Annotated in this window: 15 protein-coding genes and 2 tRNA genes; 10 read left to right on the forward strand and 7 right to left on the reverse strand. The window is 69.5% G+C overall.

All coding sequences use genetic code 11. The features are described from left to right. Positions 1-121: 121 nt before the first annotated feature. Together ABT288_RS31945 and ABT288_RS31950 are read right to left on the reverse strand one after the other, a co-directional pair. The gene (locus ABT288_RS31945) at positions 122-931 is read right to left on the reverse strand and encodes an Fpg/Nei family DNA glycosylase (RefSeq protein WP_351615124.1); all 810 of its coding nucleotides are present in this window, start codon (positions 929-931) and stop codon (positions 122-124) included. Between the two features lie 101 nt (positions 932-1,032). Beyond that, the gene (locus tag ABT288_RS31950; protein ID WP_351615126.1) at positions 1,033-1,518 is read right to left on the reverse strand and encodes a ribose-5-phosphate isomerase; all 486 of its coding nucleotides are present in this window, start codon (positions 1,516-1,518) and stop codon (positions 1,033-1,035) included. A gap of 236 nt (positions 1,519-1,754) precedes the next feature. On the opposite strand from ABT288_RS31950, the gene ABT288_RS31955 reads away from it, so the two are divergent. Further along, positions 1,755-3,179, forward strand: a complete 1,425-nt coding sequence (locus ABT288_RS31955) for an amino acid permease (protein WP_351615128.1) — start codon at positions 1,755-1,757, stop codon at positions 3,177-3,179. An 82-nt stretch (positions 3,180-3,261) separates the two neighbouring features. Here the strand turns inward: ABT288_RS31955 and ABT288_RS31960 are convergent, their stop codons facing one another. Further along, positions 3,262-4,503, reverse strand: a complete 1,242-nt coding sequence (locus ABT288_RS31960; RefSeq protein ID WP_351615130.1) for a GNAT family N-acetyltransferase — start codon at positions 4,501-4,503, stop codon at positions 3,262-3,264. Between the two features lie 186 nt (positions 4,504-4,689). On the opposite strand from ABT288_RS31960, the gene ABT288_RS31965 reads away from it, so the two are divergent. Both ABT288_RS31965 and ABT288_RS31970 read left to right on the forward strand, forming a co-directional pair. Beyond that, on the forward strand, positions 4,690-5,862 hold the full coding sequence (locus tag ABT288_RS31965) for a SpoIIE family protein phosphatase (protein ID WP_351615132.1): 1,173 nt from the start codon (positions 4,690-4,692) through the stop codon (positions 5,860-5,862). A 91-nt stretch (positions 5,863-5,953) separates the two neighbouring features. After that, positions 5,954-6,415, forward strand: coding sequence for an HD domain-containing protein (locus tag ABT288_RS31970; RefSeq protein ID WP_351615133.1), 462 nt, complete (start codon positions 5,954-5,956; stop codon positions 6,413-6,415). On the opposite strand, the gene ABT288_RS31975 is transcribed toward ABT288_RS31970, so the two are convergent. After that, positions 6,405-7,640, reverse strand: a complete 1,236-nt coding sequence (locus ABT288_RS31975; RefSeq protein WP_351615135.1) for an acyltransferase family protein — start codon at positions 7,638-7,640, stop codon at positions 6,405-6,407. The two genes, ABT288_RS31970 and ABT288_RS31975, sit on opposite strands and share 11 nt — an antisense overlap. Before the next feature lie 416 nt (positions 7,641-8,056). Between ABT288_RS31975 and ABT288_RS31980 the strand changes: the two genes are divergently transcribed. After that, entirely contained in the window at positions 8,057-8,251 is a 195-nt protein-coding gene (locus ABT288_RS31980; RefSeq protein ID WP_351615137.1) for a hypothetical protein, read from the forward strand. A 570-nt stretch (positions 8,252-8,821) separates the two neighbouring features. On the opposite strand, the gene ABT288_RS31985 is transcribed toward ABT288_RS31980, so the two are convergent. Then, complete coding sequence (locus tag ABT288_RS31985) at positions 8,822-8,995, reverse strand: hypothetical protein (protein ID WP_351615140.1); 174 nt, start codon at positions 8,993-8,995, stop codon at positions 8,822-8,824. Between the two features lie 135 nt (positions 8,996-9,130). Continuing rightward, a tRNA-Gly gene (locus ABT288_RS31990) sits at positions 9,131-9,201 on the reverse strand. A 206-nt stretch (positions 9,202-9,407) separates the two neighbouring features. On the opposite strand from ABT288_RS31990, the gene ABT288_RS31995 reads away from it, so the two are divergent. The 5 genes from ABT288_RS31995 (at position 9,408) to clpX (ending at position 14,214) form a co-directional block, all read left to right on the forward strand. Then, positions 9,408-9,484: transfer RNA gene (locus tag ABT288_RS31995), tRNA-Pro, on the forward strand. A gap of 190 nt (positions 9,485-9,674) precedes the next feature. After that, positions 9,675-11,063 (forward strand): trigger factor, encoded by a 1,389-nt coding sequence (gene tig / locus ABT288_RS32000; protein WP_351615142.1) that lies wholly within the window; start codon positions 9,675-9,677, stop codon positions 11,061-11,063. Between the two features lie 353 nt (positions 11,064-11,416). Beyond that, positions 11,417-12,022 (forward strand): ATP-dependent Clp protease proteolytic subunit, encoded by a 606-nt coding sequence (locus ABT288_RS32005; RefSeq protein ID WP_351615198.1) that lies wholly within the window; start codon positions 11,417-11,419, stop codon positions 12,020-12,022. A gap of 69 nt (positions 12,023-12,091) precedes the next feature. Further along, entirely contained in the window at positions 12,092-12,757 is a 666-nt protein-coding gene (locus ABT288_RS32010; RefSeq protein WP_351615145.1) for an ATP-dependent Clp protease proteolytic subunit, read from the forward strand. A gap of 170 nt (positions 12,758-12,927) precedes the next feature. Continuing rightward, complete coding sequence (gene clpX / locus ABT288_RS32015; RefSeq protein ID WP_208900879.1) at positions 12,928-14,214, forward strand: ATP-dependent Clp protease ATP-binding subunit ClpX; 1,287 nt, start codon at positions 12,928-12,930, stop codon at positions 14,212-14,214. A 63-nt stretch (positions 14,215-14,277) separates the two neighbouring features. Here the strand turns inward: clpX and ABT288_RS32020 are convergent, their stop codons facing one another. Next, the gene (locus tag ABT288_RS32020) at positions 14,278-15,285 is read right to left on the reverse strand and encodes a hypothetical protein (protein ID WP_351615149.1); all 1,008 of its coding nucleotides are present in this window, start codon (positions 15,283-15,285) and stop codon (positions 14,278-14,280) included. A gap of 137 nt (positions 15,286-15,422) precedes the next feature. Between ABT288_RS32020 and ABT288_RS32025 the strand changes: the two genes are divergently transcribed. Beyond that, positions 15,423-18,047, forward strand: a complete 2,625-nt coding sequence (locus tag ABT288_RS32025) for a valine--tRNA ligase (protein WP_351615152.1) — start codon at positions 15,423-15,425, stop codon at positions 18,045-18,047. Positions 18,048-18,059 lie beyond the last annotated feature (12 nt).

The following is an 18,059-nucleotide window of genomic DNA, read 5'->3' on the forward strand; positions in this document are numbered from 1 at the left end:
CACGACGTGCACACGCCCAAGAAAACCCAGCCAGCAAAACGACCAAAGAAGAAGACGACCACCCCGAAGCCCCGCCGCACAGGTTAAAGATCAAGCTAGCGCAGCCGACCAGGAACCGCTGTCACGGTCTCTGGCAGGTGGGGCACCAGAAGAGGTTGCGCTGGGCGAGGTCGGCGGTGCGGATCCCGTCGCCGCAGATGTGGCAGGGCAGGGTGGCGCGCCGGTAGACGTACACCTCGCCGCCGTGGTCGTCCACGCGGGGCGGCCGGCCCATGGCCTCCGGGGTGTGCTCGGCCCGCACCGTGTCGATCCTGTTGTTCCGCACCCCTTGGTGCATCAGCTCGACGAGGTCGGCCCAGAGGGCGTCCCACTCGGCCGGGGTGATGTCCTTGCCCGCCCGGTACGGGTCGATGCCGTGCCGGAACAGCACCTCGGCGCGGTAGACGTTGCCGACGCCGGCGACGATCTTCTGGTCCATCAGAAGCGCGGCGATCGTCGTACGGCTGCGGGAGATCCTGCGGTACGCCGCGCCCGGGTCGGCGTCCTCGCGGAGCGGGTCGGGACCGAGGCGGTCGTGTACGGCCCGCTTCTCGCCGTCGGTGATCAGTGCGCAGGTCGTGGGGCCGCGGAGGTCCACGTACGCCGTGCCGTTCGCGAGCCGGAGCCGGACGGTGTCCGTCGGCGGGGGCGCAGGGGCGCCGCCGAAGGTGACCTTGCCGAACAGGCCGAGGTGGATGTGGACCCAGTCGGTGTCCCGGAAGCGGAGGAACAGGTGCTTGCCGTGGGCTTCCGTGGCCGTCAGCTCGGCCCGGTCCAGCAGGGCCGCGGCGTCGGAGAACTTGCCCTGGGGGCTGGTGACACGCGGGCCGCTCCCGAGGAACCGCTCGGCATAGTCCTGGGCCAGCCGGTGAATGGTGTGCCCTTCCGGCACGGCGGGGGTGTCCTTTCCTTCCTCGCGCCCATCCGCCCGCCGGCGGCCGACCGGGCCGGGCGGGCGGATGGGGTCAGGGGGGCGCAGCCCCCAGGGGACCGCTAGCTCTGCGGATGGTGCGCCGGGATCGGCGGCAGGTCGCCCGTCGTCTCGTACGCCGACAGCATGTCGATCCGCCGGATGTGACGCTCGTCACCGGAGAAAGGCGTGTTGAGGAAGACCTCGACGAACTTCGTCGCCTCCTCCGTGCTGTGCATGCGCGCACCCACCGCCACCACGTTGGCGTTGTTGTGCTGCCGGCCGAGTGCCGCCGTCTCCTCGCTCCAGGCCAGCGCCGCCCGCACGCCCTTCACCTTGTTCGCGGCGATCTGCTCGCCGTTCCCGGAGCCGCCGATCACGATGCCGAGGGCGTCGGCGTCCGCCGCCGTACGCTCGGCCGCCCGCAGGCAGAAGGGCGGGTAGTCGTCCTGGGCGTCGTAGATGTGCGGCCCGCAGTCGACGGGCTCGTGACCCGCCGCCTCGAGCCACTCGACGAGGTGGTTCTTGAGTTCGTAGCCAGCATGGTCGGAGCCGAGATACACGCGCATGCCATGAGTGTGACACGCCCCATGAAGGGCAGCAGCCTCGGGTGGCGGCCCCCCGCCGGGCCCCGGGAAGCACCCCGCCAGGCTGCCCGAAATGTGAGCGGGACCATAGAACCTCAAGGGAACCTCAAGTAACGATACGGATTCAGAGGTTCCCGAATCCGTTCGCCTCGGATTCACTGGACCGGCTCGTACACCGCTCGTACGAATGCTCCGCCTGGCGTAAAGGAAATCCGTCCATGACCCCTGGTTCGGGCCTCCAAGCAGGACTCAAGAACCGTCACCTGACGATGATCGCGATCGGTGGCGTCATCGGAGCCGGCCTCTTCGTCGGTTCCAGCTCCGGTATCGCCACCGCGGGACCGGGCATCCTCCTGTCGTACGCGATCGTCGGCACCCTCGTCGTCCTCGTGATGCGCATGCTTGGCGAGATGTCCGCCGCCAACCCCACCTCCGGCTCCTTCTCCGCGCACGCCGACCGTGCCCTCGGCCGCTGGGCCGGGTTCTCCATCGGCTGGCTCTACTGGTTCTTCTGGGTCGTCGTGCTGGCCGTCGAGGCCACCGCCGGCGCCAAGATCCTCTCGGGCTGGGTCCCGGGCGTGCCGCAGTGGGGCTGGGCCCTCATCGTGATGACCGTGCTGACCGCGACCAACCTGGTCTCCGTCGGCTCCTACGGCGAGTTCGAGTTCTGGTTCGCCGGCATCAAGGTCGTGGCGATCGGCGCGTTCATCGCCGTCGGTCTGCTGGCGATCTTCGGCGTCCTGCCGGGCGTGCACGCCGACAAGGCGTCCTTCGGCAACCTGACGAACCACGGCGGCTTCCTGCCGCACGGTCCCGGCACCATCCTCACCGGTGTGCTGCTGGTCGTCTTCTCCTTCATGGGCAGCGAGATCGCGACGCTCGCGGCCGGCGAGTCGGAGGACCCGCAGCGCGCGGTCACCAAGTCCACCAACAGCATCATCTGGCGTATCGGCGTCTTCTACCTGGGCTCGATCCTGGTCGTGGTCTCGCTGCTGCCGTGGAACGACCCGTCCATCGCCGAGCAGGGCTCCTACGTCGCCGCGCTCAACTCGCTCGGCATCCCCAACGCCGGTCAGATCATGAACGTGATCATCCTGACCTCGGTGCTGTCCTGCCTCAACTCCGGCCTGTACACGGCCTCCCGCATGGCCTTCTCGCTCGGCCGGCGCGGTGACGCCCCGAAGGCGTTCGCCCGCACCACCTCCCGCGGTGTGCCGATGGCGGCGATCCTGGCCTCGGTCGTCTTCGGCTTCGTGGCGGTCTTCTTCAACTACGCCTACCCGGACACCGTCTTCCTCTTCCTGGTCAACTCCAGCGGGGCGGTCGCCCTGTTCGTGTGGCTCGTCATCTGCTTCTCTCAGCTGCGGATGCGGAGGATCATCCAGCGCGAGGCGCCGGAGAAGCTCGTCGTGCGGATGTGGCTGTACCCGTACCTGACCTGGGCGACGGCCGCCTTCATCGTCTTCGTCCTCGGCTACATGCTGACCGACACCAAGGGCGAGAGCAGCGGCCGTACGACCGTGCTGCTGTCGGTGGCGGTCGCGGCGGTGGTGGTGACCGTCGCCGTGGTGAAGCAGAAGCTCACGGCGAACCGCCCGGCCCCCGCCGTCGAGGCCCCGGCCGACAAGGTGTCCGTGGGCTGACCGGCCTCCGCTTCGACCACCACGACGTACGGCACGGTGAAGGACTCCTTCACCGTGCCGTACGTCGTGGTGGGGCAGCGCTCTAGAAGCCGTGCGGCAGCCACGGGGCCACCGGTGAGCCGAACCCCACCGACGCCTCCGTCAGCGCCCCCGGCCGCAGCTCCCGTACCCGCCCGGCCGCCGCGAGCGACAGCAACGTCACCCCGCCGAGATAGGACGCGCCCAGCTCCCGTACGGACAGGGAGAGGTCGGCCGCGTCGGACGTACGCTCGCAGGACGCGCCCTTGGCGTCGCCCGTCAGCCGCCAACGCCCCGCGTTCCACGGGCAGAAGACGTCCTCCACCTCCAGCACGACATCGACCGGCGCCTGGTACGTACGCGCCGACAGTGCCCCACCGACGTCGACGAGACGGACGTACGCGTCGTCCCTCAGGCGCGGCCGGCAGCGGCGGGTGTCCGAGACCAGGTACCGCCAGGCGTCGTCGACCGGTCGTGACCTCACCGACAGCGACGTCATCAGGTCGATGCCGAACAGGAAGCGCCACAGCGCCGCCTCGGTGACGGGATCGAGCGCGGCCAGGTCCCTCACGTGCACCGTGCCGTCGTGCCCGCTCTCGCCCCAGCCGAGCTTGGTGGTGAAGCGGACGTACCCCGTCACCGCGCTGTCCCGTTCGGCGACCACGCACTGCAGCGCCGAGGCCCCGTCCCGCTCGCTCTCGGGGTCGAGGAGACCCGCCCGCTCCCAGCCGGGCTGCCGTGCCAGCATCCCGGGCCGCCGCGGCACCAGCGCCGCGTAGACCGCCTCGCAGGCGTCCAGGACGTCGGCGGGCGCGGTGTAGCGCAGCCGTACGTCCTCCACGCCGGGCGGCAGGGACAGCGTCACCCGGCTCGTGTCGATCTCGGCGGTCGTCCGGAACGTGGCCGCGCCATAGCCGAAGCGGCCGTAGATCGCGGGCTCGGACGCGGTCAGCACCGCGAGCGGCTCGCCCAGCGCCCGAACGTCGTCCAGCTGCCGGCGCATCATCGAGGTCAGCACCCCGCGCCGCCGGTGGGTGGCCGCCACGCTCACCATGGTCACGCCGGCCGCCGGGACCGAGGCACCGCCCGGCACGGTCATCCGGAAGCCGAACGACCCCGTCGAACCGACGATCTCGTCCCCGTCCCATGCGGCCAGCGAACGGTCGAACTCGGTGAGGGACCTGTCCAGTTCGCGTTCCTCGGGCGGTGCCGCCGATGCGCCGAAGGCGCGGTACAGGACGTCGTACCACCGGTCCCAGTCGGACTCGCGCAGCACCCTCAACTCGGTTCCCCGGTCAGTCCCCATGCGCCATGCGTACCAGGGCCTTGCGGGACGGGCCAGCGAATTTCTCCCGGACGGCGGCGCGATCGCCTCGTGTGCCGTTCACTGTGAGGACGAACCGACGACAAGGCGCGAAGTCGGGCCCCGCACGGGGGACAAGTGGGACCTCCCGTGCCAAGCAGCCGGTCCGATGGATAGGGTCCCGAACTAATGGCAGCAGGACGAGAGCGGCGCGCGAAGGCCGAGACGTTCACGGCCCGGTGGCGGATGCAGTGGCACCGGGTCCGCACCGGCCTGCGCAGAAGCGCCGTGGACTACTTCCGCGGCGACGGCTCCGACTGGATCGCGTTCGCCGGACTGCTGCTCACCATCCCCGTCCTCATGGGCGTGACCCTGGTCGACTCGGTGTGGTGCTCCCCGGCCACCCTGGTGCTGCCGATCATCGCCGGCGGCCTGCTGCTGCGCCCGGCGAGCCTGCTCGGCCTGTACGCGGCGGCGGCCACCGCGCTGATCGTGGAGTCGGTGCGGCTCGGGCCGTACACCGAGGGGCCCTCGCGGGTCACTCCCGGTGTGGTGCTGGTGGTGGCCGCGTGCGGTTTCTTCGGCCTGCTCACGGCCCAGTTCCGCAGCCGGGTCGGCGTGCCCTGGCGGCGCGGCGGCACCATGCTCTTCGACCTGCGCGAGCGGATCCGGGTGCAGAGCAAGCTGCCGAAGCTGCCACAGGGCTGGCACCACGAGATGGCGCTGCGGCCGGCCGGCGGCCAGTCCTTCTCCGGGGACTTCGTCGTCGCGGCCCGCACGAACGGCGGCCGCACGCTGGAGGTCGTGCTCACGGACGTGTCCGGCAAGGGCATGGACGCGGGATCGCGCGCCCTGCTGCTGTCGGGGGCCTTCGGGGGCCTCCTGGGCTCCCTTCCCCCGCACGCCTTCCTGCCCGCCGCGAACGGCTACCTCCTCCGCCAGGACTGGGACGAGGGCTTCGCCACCTCCATCCATCTCGTCCTGGACCTCGACTCCGGCGACTACGAGCTGTACTCCGCCGGGCATCCGCCCGGGCTGCAGCTGAGCGCGGGCAGCGGACGCTGGGAGGAGAAGACGGCCGAGGGCCCGCTTCTCGGTGTGTACGACGGCGCCCAGTTCGACCCCGTGAAGGGCTCGCTGCGCGCCGGTGACGTGTTGATGCTGTTCACGGACGGTTTGGTGGAAACCTCCGACCGCGACATCGTCGAGGGCATCGACCGGCTCACCGGCGAGGCCGACCGCTATGTCGCCGGCGGCTTCCACGGCGCCGCCTGGCACCTCATCGAGGCGGTCGCGAAGGACGTCAACGACGACCGGGCGCTGCTCCTGATCTGCCGCCGGCCGGCCCCGCTGATCGGCTGATCCGCTACCCGCTCAACCAGCGGCCCGCTGCCCGGCCCACCTGGTCCACCCGGCTCACCCGGCGTTCCCGGTGCCACGGCACACTGGGCCGATGACACAACTCACGCTCACCGAGGTCGAGGCCGTCGCCCGCACCGCCCACGAGGGCCAGACCGACAAGGCGGGACGGCCGTACGCCGAACACCTCGCCGCCGTCGCCGCCGGTGTGCGCGCCCGGGGCGGGGACGCGGAACAGATCGCGGCGGCCTGGCTGCACGACGCCGTCGAGGACGACGCGCTCACCCGTCAGTGGCTCGCACAGGCGGCGCTGAGCGCGCGCACCAAGGCCATCGTGGACGCGCTCACCAAGCGGCCGGGGGAGGAGCCGGAGGCGTACGCGCGGCGGATCCTCGCCACGGACGGCGCGCGGTTGGTGAAGGAGGCCGACCTGGCGCACAACGCCGACCCGCAGCGGCTGGCGGCCCTGGACGAGCCGACCAGGAAACGGCTGACCGAGAAGTACGCCCGGATGCGCGCCCTTCTCGGTCTGCCGCAGCCGGGCCTCACACGCTGACCTTCTCGCGCTCGCGGTCCTTCCGCTGCCGCTCCCGGGCGAGTTCGGCCGGGTCCTGCTGGAACGCCCACTCCATCCTCGGCTCCATCGCGAACCGGAAGACGCGCTGCACGGGCCTGGTGCACAGCACGGTGACCACGGCGCCCGCGAGGACGGTCATGAAGATCTCACCGAGCGGGGTGTGCAGCCAGGCGTGGTCGAACCAGCCGTTGTACTCACCGGCCTTCCTCAGGAAACCGTGCAGCAGGTAGCCGTAGAGCGTGCCCGAGCCGATCGCCGTGAACCAGGTCTTCCGGCCCGGCACCCAGGACAGGAAGCAGGCGGTCAGCAGCACCGCGCAGCCGAACATCGCCAGCGTCATGACCGGACCGGTCCACCAGGGCGCGCCCAGCCCCGGCGCCGAGTCGCGGCGGTAGAACCACGCGGTGTTCATCCGTGGCGCCGCCCACCAGCCGACGAGCAGCGCGGTCGCGAACACCGGCACCGACAGGATCCGCACCGAGCGGCGGTCCACCAGCCGGAAGTGCTCGGGTTTCAGGCACAGGCCGAGCACGAAGTACGGCAGGAACTGCAGGAGGCGCTGCATGTTCAGGACGTCGCCTATGTGCGAGGTGACGGTGGCCAGCATGGCGACGACGAGGGCGAGCGGCACCGGCCAGCGCACCAGCTGCCAGATCGGCGTGGTCAGCCGCCAGACGAACAGCGCGCACAGGAACCAGGTCAGGTAGAAGGGGTAGACGAGGCTGATGTCCTGACCGGGGTTGTGGTTGAAGTAGCGCTCGAAGAGCGAGTAGGCGGTCTCGAAGACGACGTACGGCACGGCGACGCCGGTGATCAGCCGCTTGAGCCGGGCCGGGCTCAGGTCGAAGGTGCGGGAGAAGTAGCCCGAGATGAGGACGAAGGCCGGCATGTGGAACGTGTACACGACGTCGTACACGCCCTGGAGGATGCGGCTGTCACTCTTCAGCGGCTCCCATGAGTGCCCCACCGCCACGAGCACGATGGCCAGGTACTTGGCGTTGTCGAAGAACGCGTTGCGCTGCAGGCCGTCGCGCTGCGGGCCGTCGTGCTGCGGGCCGTCACGCTGTTCGCCGGATCTGTCCGCCTTCGCCGGCCCCTTCCGCGCAGTCATCGGGGTACGCGAACCGGGCACTCCGTCCGCCGGCGACTGTGCCGGGGGGAGCGGCCTGCGGTTCCGGCCGGGGGAGGAGGCGGCGTCAGACATCTCAGGCACCCTAGCGTCGCCCGCGGGATTTCGTAAAACCCCGGCAATTATTCCTGGTTAATGCCTTCGCGTGGCCGCTGATATCCCACCACGGGTCGTCAGTTCACCCTGGATGTCCATATTCATCCCCACTAAATGGGGCATACCGCTACCCTGTGTCTTCGATTCACCATCAACTCGAATTAGTTGTGCACGAGATGTGTGTAGCGAGAAACGAAGTCGCGTAATTCTCCGGTGAGTTACGTGCGGGCACCCGTCGAATTCCCGTGCGGCGGGGCGCCCGCGTCGGTTCGGTGCCCGACGTTGTGTCACGGGCCGCATGAGGCGGCAGGGTTGGTGGCACGATGGTTCTGGCGGGGGTGCGCGGGTCGTACCCCTGGGCCGGGAGAGCGGACCGACCGAGGGTGTGATCAGTTGTGGCCATTTCACTGTCTGTGGTGCTGCTGTTGGCGATCATCCTTGTAGTGCTCCTGAGAGGGGGGAGCATCAAGGCGGGGCCCGCGATCGTCGCGGTCCTCTTCGGGTTCTTCCTCGCCTCGACCGGTATGGCCCCGTCCATCGACCGTTTCCTGAACTCGATAGCGGACTCGATCAGCTCGATCAAGTTCTGACCCGGTGCGGGGCCGGGGGCCGGAACGCGCTGAACGACTACAGAGCTGAACAGGTGGGGGAGGACGTGGTCCACCCCGCCCGCTCCGCCTCCGGCCGCCGGCTCGCGGTCAAGGTCGTCCACGGCCCGTACCGCCGCCGACGACGAGTTCCGCATCCGGTTCAACCGCGAGGCCGCCGCCGCGCGCCCCTGGACGGCCACGCGCAGGAGTGGCCCACCAGGACCTGAAACCGGCCGACGTCACACTCGCCGGGCGCGGTCCTCGTGCACGCCGCCACCCGGCGCTGCCCCCTCGAAGGCGTGAGCCCCTGGAGGACCGGGCGAACACCCCAGGACCGCCCGGCACGGGACCCGCCGCGGAGACCGATCCCGCACGCCCGCCCGGTGGAGCCGGTACGACGGCACCGGCCCCGGTGATGGCCCGCCTCCGTCGCCGGCCGTGGCGACGGTCCCGGCGCCTGCCAGGCCAGGACCCCTCCGGTGCCGACCCGAGCGACTCCTTCAACCACTGCGCCGCCACCGGCACGCCCCTGCTCCGCGCGGCCGACGGCATCCCGGCCACCGGCCCGGCTCACATGGCGCCGACCGGGGACGCGAACACCAGGTCACCGACAGGCGGGAAGAACGACAGCACCTGCCGTGCAGGACCCGTACCGCAGTGACGGCCCGGACGCCGGACGCTACCCGCGGTGACGGTCGGCTCGGCCTCGCCGGCGGCCACCTCGACCTCGCGCCCGACGGTCACGCACTCGACGGGACACGGCGCTCACACCTCGTGGCCGCGACGGACGGGCGAACGTCAGGGACCCCCGGACACACCAGGGGCCCGGCCCCGCCGAAGCGGAACCGGGCCCCTGGGCTGGTCATGGCGACCGATCGGAGCGGGCGACGGGAATCGAACCCGCGTAGCTAGTTTGGAAGACTAGGGCTCTACCATTGAGCTACGCCCGCAACAGTGCGCCGCAGGTCGGTGACCGCGGCACTGGAGGCAATCGTAGCGGGTCGCCCGGTGCCGAGGCCAACGAGTTGATCCCACAGCTCCCGTACGCGCCGTACGTGCCCCCTCGCGCCCCCGCGCCGGAGCCCTCGCGCGTACCGCCTCGAAGAATGCGGCCGACGTAACCGGCCAGGGCATGTACCCTACGTGTCGCACCAGACGGGGTGTGGCGCAGCTTGGTAGCGCGTCCGCTTTGGGAGCGGAAGGCCGTGGGTTCAAATCCCGCCACCCCGACCACCTGCCCGGGCACCTGCTCACGACGTCGTGATGATCGCCTTTTGGGGCGCTGACCGGCTGCGGTTACTATGCAAGCTGCGCGCCCGTGTGTCCCGGCCCACTCGGCCTACGAACTCCTCCGGGCGGCGAATCCGCCGGACCCGTCTGGCTCCGGCAGAATCCAAGAAGTCAGCCACAAGGAGACCGAACCGTGAAGAGCGCCGTGGAGACCCTGAACCCGACCCGGGTTCGGCTCACTGTCGAGGTGCCCTTCGAGGAGCTCAAGGACAGCCTCGACGCGGCGTACAAGAAGATCAACCAGCAGGTCACGGTGAAGGGCTTCCGCAAGGGCAAGATCCCGGCCCGGGTCATCGACCAGCGGTTCGGTCGTGGCGCCGTGCTGGAGGAGGCCGTCAACGACGCGCTTCCGAAGTTCTACACCGAGGCGGTCAACGAGGCCGAGCTCAGCCCGCTGGGCCAGCCCGAGGTCGACATCACCGAGCTGAAGGACGGCGAGACGCTGAACTTCACCGCCGAGGTCGACGTCCGCCCGGCCCTGGAGATCCCGGACTACTCCGGCATCGAGGTCGAGGTCGACGCCGTCGAGGTCACCGACGAGGACATCGAGAAGTCGGTCGAGCAGCTGCGCGAGCGCTTCGCCTCCACCTCCCCGGTCGAGCGCGCCGCCGAGGACGGCGACGTCGTCACCATCGACCTGCAGGCCAAGGTCGACGGCGAGGTGCTGGAGGACGGCATCGCCAACGGCGTCTCCTACACCATCGGCTCCGGCGAGCTGCTGGACGGCATCGACGACGCCGTCAAGGGCCTGTCCGCCGGTGAGGAGGCCACCTTCACCTCCGAGCTGAAGGGCGGCTCCGCCGCGGGCAAGGAGGCCGAGGTCACCGTCAAGGTCACCCAGGTCGCCGCCCGTGAACTGCCCGAGCTGGACGACGAGTTCGCGCAGCTCGCCTCGGAGTTCGACACCCTGGACGAGCTCAGGGCCGACAGCCGCAAGCGCCTCGCGAACATGAAGCAGTTCGACCAGGCCACCCAGGCCCAGGAGCGCGTCCTGGAGAAGCTCCTCGAGCTGGTCGAGGTCCCGGTCCCCGAGAAGCTGCTCGAGGACGAGATCAACACCCGCAAGCACAACCTGGAGCACCACCAGCTCGGCCAGATGGGCCTGACCCTCGACAAGTACCTGGAGATCCAGGGCAAGACCGCCGAGGAGTTCGACGCCGAGACCCGCGAGGCCGCGGTCAAGGGCATCAAGACCCAGTTCGTCCTGGACGAGCTGGTCAAGAAGGAGCAGCTCAACGTCAACCAGGAGGAGCTCACCGAGCACCTCATGCGGCGCGCCGCCTCCTCCGGCATGTCCCCCGACCAGTTCGCCCAGGCCGTCGTCGAGGGCGGCCAGGTGCCGCTCCTGGTCGGCGAGGTCGCCCGCGGCAAGGCCCTGGCCGTCGTGGTCGAGGCCGCCACGGTGAAGGACACCAACGGCGAGGTCGTCGACCTGGAGGACGAGGAGGAGACCGAGACCGCCATCGAGACGGTCGAGGCCGCCGAGGGCTCGGAGACCTCCGAGGAGAACGCCGAGGGCTGACCGGCCCTACGGCGCCTGTAAGGCACGCACAGCGGGCCCTGGGGACTTTCCCCGGGGCCCGTTTGCCGTACTGGGGCGCGCCGACGAAAGGGGCGCGGGGCTGCATCCCAAATGCGGCTCCGCCGCACGGGCGCGACAAGCCCCCACGCGCCCCCACTCACCCGCGGCCCGACGACGACCCCGGCACCCCCTACGAACCGCACCGGCCCCCCAGCGGAGCGCTACGCCCCCGGCGAACACCACCATCTCCGGGATTCCCCGAAGGGACCCTCGCGTTAGGGTCCATGAAAGGCAGAACAATGAGACGGCCCGGCGCCGTCGTAAGACGAGCAGGTGGATACGTGACGAATCTGATGCCCTCAGCCGCCGGCGAGCCTTCCATCGGTGGTGGCCTCGGCGACCAGGTCTACAACCGGCTGCTCGGCGAGCGGATCATCTTCCTCGGCCAGCAGGTTGACGACGACATCGCCAACAAGATCACCGCACAGCTGCTTCTCCTTGCCGCCGATCCGGACAAGGACATCTACCTCTACATCAACAGCCCCGGCGGCTCGGTGACGGCCGGCATGGCGATCTACGACACCATGCAGTACATCCCGAACGACGTGGTCACGATCGGCATGGGCATGGCGGCCTCGATGGGCCAGTTCCTGCTCACCGGCGGCACCGCCGGAAAGCGCTTCGCCCTGCCGCACACCGACATCATGATGCACCAGGGCTCCGCGGGCCTGGGCGGTACGGTCTCGGACATCAAGATCCAGGCCCAGTACCTGCTGCGCACGAAGAAGACCATGTCCGAGCTGACCGCGCTGCACTCCGGCCAGTCCGTCGAGACGATCATCCGCGACGGCGACCGCGACCGCTGGTTCACCCCGGAAGAGGCCAAGGAGTACGGTCTCATTGACGAGATCATCACGCACGCCTCGGGTGTTCCGGGAGGCGGCGGCACCGGTGCCTGACCGGCCCGGCCACGCCAAGCACCGCCACGACCCCAGCCCCCAGAACGCCACCAGGACGGTGAACACCCCATGAACAACTTCCCCGGCGCCGCCAGCGGCATGTACGAAGGGCCCCGCCCCGACAGCCGCTACGTCATCCCGCGCTTCGTCGAGCGCACCTCCCAGGGCATCCGCGAGTACGACCCGTACGCGAAGCTCTTCGAGGAGCGCGTGATCTTCCTGGGCGTCCAGATCGACGACGCCTCCGCCAACGACGTCATGGCGCAGCTGCTGTGCCTGGAGTCGATGGACCCGGACCGGGACATCTCGATCTACATCAACAGCCCCGGTGGCGACATGACCGCCCTGACGGCGATCTACGACACGATGCAGTTCGTGAAGCCCGACATCCAGACGGTCTGCATGGGCCAGGCGGCCTCCGCGGCGGCCATCCTGCTCGCCGCCGGTACGCCCGGCAAGCGCATGGCCCTGCCGAACTCGCGTGTGCTGATCCACCAGCCGGCGGGCTCCACCGGCCGCGGCCAGCTCTCCGACCTGGAGATCATCGCCAACGAGTTCACCCGGATGCGCGAGCAGCTGGAGGACATGCTGGCCAAGCACTCGAACCAGCCGATCGAGAAGATCCGCGAGGACATCGAGCGCGACAAGATCCTCACGGCCGAGGAGGCGCTGGAGTACGGCCTCGTCGACCAGATCATCTCCACCCGCAAGCTGAACAACGCCGCGGTCCGCTGAGGCGGAACGGCATACTCTGGGCCCTTCTTGGCAGGGTCCGCGTCAAAGTGAACCCTGCCAAGGGGGGCCCGAACACGGGGCCCGGCAAGGTACCGTCGACATAAGGCAGCACCAGGAGCCGCTGGACTCGAAAGCGTCCGGGCGTCTCCCAGGCGAAGGGGAAGCACACCGTGGCACGCATCGGTGACGGCGGCGATCTGCTCAAGTGCTCGTTCTGCGGCAAGAGCCAGAAGCAGGTCAAGAAGCTCATCGCAGGGCCCGGTGTGTACATCTGCGACGAGTGCATCGATCTCTGCAACGAGATCATCGAGGAAGAGCTCGCGGAGACCAGCGAGGTGCGCTGGGAGGAACTCCCCAAGCCCCGCGAGATCTACGAGTTCCTCGAGGGCTACGTGGTCGGCCAGGAGGCGGCTAAGAAGGCCCTCTCCGTCGCGGTGTACAACCACTACAAGCGGGTCCAGGCAGGCGAGAACGGCGGCCCGGGCGGCCGTGACGACGCCATCGAGCTGGCGAAGTCCAACATCCTCCTGCTGGGCCCCACGGGCTCCGGCAAGACCCTCCTCGCGCAGACCCTGGCGCGCATGCTGAACGTGCCGTTCGCGATCGCCGACGCCACGGCGCTCACGGAGGCCGGCTACGTCGGCGAGGACGTCGAGAACATCCTCCTGAAACTGATCCAGGCGGCGGACTACGACGTCAAGAAGGCCGAGACCGGGATCATCTACATCGACGAGATCGACAAGGTGGCGAGGAAGAGCGAGAACCCCTCGATCACCCGTGACGTCTCGGGCGAGGGCGTCCAGCAGGCGTTGCTGAAGATCCTCGAAGGCACCACGGCCTCCGTCCCGCCCCAGGGCGGCCGCAAGCACCCCCACCAGGAGTTCATCCAGATCGACACGACGAACGTCCTGTTCATCGTGGGCGGCGCCTTCGCCGGCCTGGAGAAGATCATCGAGGCCCGCGCGGGCGCGAAGGGCATCGGCTTCGGCGCGACGATCCTCTCCAAGCGCGAGCTGGAGGCCAAGGACGTCTTCGAGGACGTCATGCCGGAGGACCTGGTCAAGTTCGGCATGATCCCGGAGTTCATCGGCCGCCTGCCCGTGATCACCTCGGTCCACAACCTCGACCGCGAAGCGCTCCTCAAGATCCTGGTGGAACCCCGCAACGCCCTGGTCAAGCAGTACCAGCGCCTCTTCGAACTCGACGGCGTGGAGCTGGACTTCGAGCGCGAGGCCCTGGAGGCCATCGCCGACCAGGCGATCCTCCGCCAGACCGGCGCCCGGGGCCTGCGCGCCATCATGGAGGAAGTCCTCCAGGGCGTCATGTACGAGGTCCCGTCGCGCAAGGACGTGGCCCGCGTCGTCATCACGGCCGACGTGGTCCTCTCCAACGTCAACCCGACCCTGATCCCGCGGGACGCCCGCGGCCGCGGCTCCGGCGAGCAGAAGTCGGCGTAACTCCCAGGCACGGAAAGGGGCCCCGGTCGACCGACCGGGGCCCCTTTCCGCGTTGTGCGGGCGTCAGGCCTTGACGCGCACGTCGTTGCGCAGCTTGGCCGCGAGTTCCGCGGCGTCGTCGAGCGAGCCGGCCTGCCCCGAGGCCAGGGAGGCCACGCTGTACGACATCACGAGGGACGCGGTGCTGTGGTCGCCCCAGATGCAGAGCGGCATCTGCATGCTCTTCGGCACGCCCGCGTCCGTGGACGACGAGGCGGAGGTGTCGATCTGGGCCACCTGGCACTTCATGACGCCGTTGGAGAAGCCCGCCGGGTGGACGGTCTCGGGGCTGCCGATCAGCTTGCCCTTGAAGCTGGAACCGCTCTGGTCCTTCTGGGAAGCCGTCTTGATCTTGGCGAACATGGAGTCGACGAGCGCCTCGGGGTCCTTGATGCTCCCGTACACGCCGTTGAACTTGATCGCCTTCTTGGTCAGCCCGCTGCCGCTGTCGTACTCGGCGGCCACCTCCGTGGGGTTCGTCACCCCCCACTTCTCGAAGTCGGACTTGTCGGAGTCGCCGGGGCCGTTCGACGAGTCGGCGGCGTCGCTCTTCGTGTAGGTGCCGTTGATGACGGCCTGCGGAGTCGTCAGCTTGTGCGGACCGTCGTCCGTCACTCCGGTGCCGCCGGCGAACGCGAAGTACGCCCCCACCGCCACGGCCGCCACCACGGCCACCGCGCCGATGATCAGGCCGGTCTTCTTCTTGCCGCCGGCCGGCTGCGGAGCCTGCGGCATGCCGTAGGGCTGCTGCCCGTAGGGGTTCGGCTGCTGCTGGCCGTAAGGATTCGGCTGCTGCGGCACGCCGCCCTGCTGCGGGTAGCCGTAACCCGGCTGCGGCGGGGCGGCCGGAGGTGCCTGCTGGGGGTAGCCATAGCCGGGCTGCGGGGCCTGCGGCTGCTGGCCGTACGGGCCCGGCTGGCCCGGCTGGCCGTAGGGCCCCGGCTGGCCGTACGGACCCGGCTGCCCCGGCTGGCCGTAGGGACCCGGCTGCTGGGGTGGCTGGCCGTACGGGCCCGGCTGGTTGTTGCTCATTTCTGGGTTCCCCCTAGGACGCTTATGTGTTCCTGACATCCTGGCCCAGGCCCGGAAAGCACGCGGCACCGGGGGGCGCACCGTTACAGAACAAACGTGTTTCGGGACCACCCCGTGACACCTCTAAACTGAGCCCCGTGACCGAGAACGCTCAGCAGCAGCCACCCGCGCCCGACACCGAACTGCCGACCCAGTACGCGCCGGCCGATGTAGAGGGGCCGCTGTACGAGCGCTGGGTAGAGCGCGGTTACTTCGAGGCGGACGCCAAGAGCGACAAACCGCCGTTCACGATCGTCATCCCGCCGCCGAACGTCACGGGCAGCCTGCACCTGGGCCACGCCTTCGAGCACACCCTCATCGACGCCCTCACCCGTCGTAAGCGCATGCAGGGTTACGAGACGCTGTGGCAGCCCGGCATGGACCACGCCGGCATCGCCACGCAGAACGTCGTCGAGCGGGAGCTGGGCAAGGAGGGCAAGTCCCGGCACGACCTCGGGCGTGAGGCGTTCGTCGACCGCGTCTGGCAGTGGAAGGCCGAGTCCGGCGGGCAGATCAGCGGCCAGATGCGCCGCCTCGGCGACGGCGTCGCGTGGTCCCGTGAGCGGTTCACCATGGACGAGGGCCTCTCCCAGGCCGTCCAGACCATCTTCAAGCGCCTCTACGACGACGAGCTCATCTACCGCGCCGAGCGCATCATCAACTGGTGCCCGCGCTGTCTGACGGCCATCTCGGACATCGAGGTCGAGTACCAGGACGACGACGGCGAGCTGGTCTCCATGCGCTACGGCGACGGGGAGGACTCCATCGTCGTCGCCACCACCCGCGCCGAGACGATGCTCGGTGACACCGCGGTCGCCGTCCACCCGGACGACGAGCGCTACCGGCACCTCGTCGGCAAGCTCATCAGGCTCCCGCTGACCGACCGTTCCATCCCGGTCGTCGCGGACACCCACGTCGACCCCGAGTTCGGCACCGGCGCCGTCAAGGTCACCCCGGCCCACGACCCGAACGACTTCGAGATCGGCCAGCGGCACGACCTGCCGTCCATCACGATCATGGACGAGCACGCCGTCATCACCGCCCACGGTCCCTTCCAGGGCCTGGACCGGCTCGAGGCCCGCTCCGCCATCGTCGCCGCACTGCGCGCCGAGGGCCGGATCGTCGCCGAGAAGCGGCCGTACGTCCACTCCGTCGGCCACTGCTCGCGCTGCAAGACCACCATCGAGCCGCGCCTGTCCATGCAGTGGTGGGTCAAGGTCGGCCCGCTGGCGAAGGCCGCCGGCGACGCCGTCCGCGACGGCCGCGTCAGGATCCACCCGCAGGAGATGGAGAAGCGGTACTTCGACTGGGTCGACAACCTCCACGACTGGTGCATCTCGCGGCAGTTGTGGTGGGGTCACCGGATTCCGGTCTGGTACGGCCCGAACGGTGAAGTCGTGTGCGTCGGGCCCGACGACGAGGCGCCGACCGGCGAGGGCTGGCACCAGGACACCGACGTCCTCGACACCTGGTTCTCCTCCGGCCTGTGGCCCTTCTCGACCCTCGGCTGGCCCGAACAGACCGAGTCGCTCGCGAAGTTCTACCCGAACTCCGTCCTGGTCACCGGCTACGACATCCTCTTCTTCTGGGTCGCCCGGATGATGATGTTCGGCCTCTACGCGATGGACGGCACCCCGCCGTTCCACACCATCGCCCTGCACGGCATGGTCCGCGACCAGTTCGGCAAGAAGATGTCGAAGTCCTTCGGCAACGCGGTCAACCCGCTGGACTGGATGGACAAGTACGGCTCCGACGCCCTGCGCTTCACGCTGGCCCGCGGCGCCAACCCGGGCGTCGACGTCCCGATCGGCGAGGACTGGGTCCAGGGCTCCCGCAACTTCGCCAACAAGATCTGGAACGCCACCCGTTTCGCCCTGATGAACGGCGCCACGGTGGAGGGCCCGCTGCCGGAGCCGGCGAAGATGTCGGCGACCGACCGCTGGATCCTCTCCCGCCTGAACTCGGTCGTGGCCGAAGTCGACGCCCACTACGACGACTTCCAGTTCGCCAAGCTGTCGGACACCCTCTTCCACTTCGCGTGGGACGAGGTCTTCGACTGGTACGTCGAGCTGTCCAAGACGGTCTTCCTGGCGGGCGGCGAGCCGGCCGAGGTCAGCAAGCGCGTCCTGGGCGAGGTCCTGGACGTCACGCTCAGGCTGCTCCACCCGGTGGTCCCCTTCGTCACGGAGACCCTGTGGACGACCCTCACCGGCGGCGAGTCGCTCGTCATCGCCGACTGGCCGAAGGACAGTGGCTTCCGCGACACGGCCGCCGAGCGGGAGATCGAGAGCCTCCAGTCGGTCATCACCGAGGTCCGCCGCTTCCGCGCCGACCAGGGCCTGCAGCCGGGCCAGCGCGTCCCGGCCCGCCTGGAGCTCGACGGTACGGCCCTCGCCCCGCACGAGGCCGCCATCCGCCAGCTCCTGCGCCTGCAGCCGGAGGGCGACTCCTTCACGGCCACGGCCACCCTGCCGGTCGCCGGCGCCGAGGTGGCGCTCGACCTGTCCGGCACGATCGACGTGGCCGCCGAGCGCAAGCGCCTCGCCAAGGACCTGGCCGCCGCCGAGAAGGAGAAGGCCCAGGCGAACGCCAAGCTCGGCAACGAGGCCTTCCTGGCCAAGGCTCCGGACCACGTGGTGGACAAGATCCGCACGCGCCTGGCCAAGGCCGAGGAGGACATCGCCCGCATCACCGCCCAGCTGGAGAAGCTGCCGCAGGCGTGAGCCGCGTCACGT

The sequence above is a fragment of the Streptomyces sp. NPDC001093 genome (genome assembly GCF_040298985.1).
Taxonomy (GTDB): domain Bacteria; phylum Actinomycetota; class Actinomycetes; order Streptomycetales; family Streptomycetaceae; genus Streptomyces.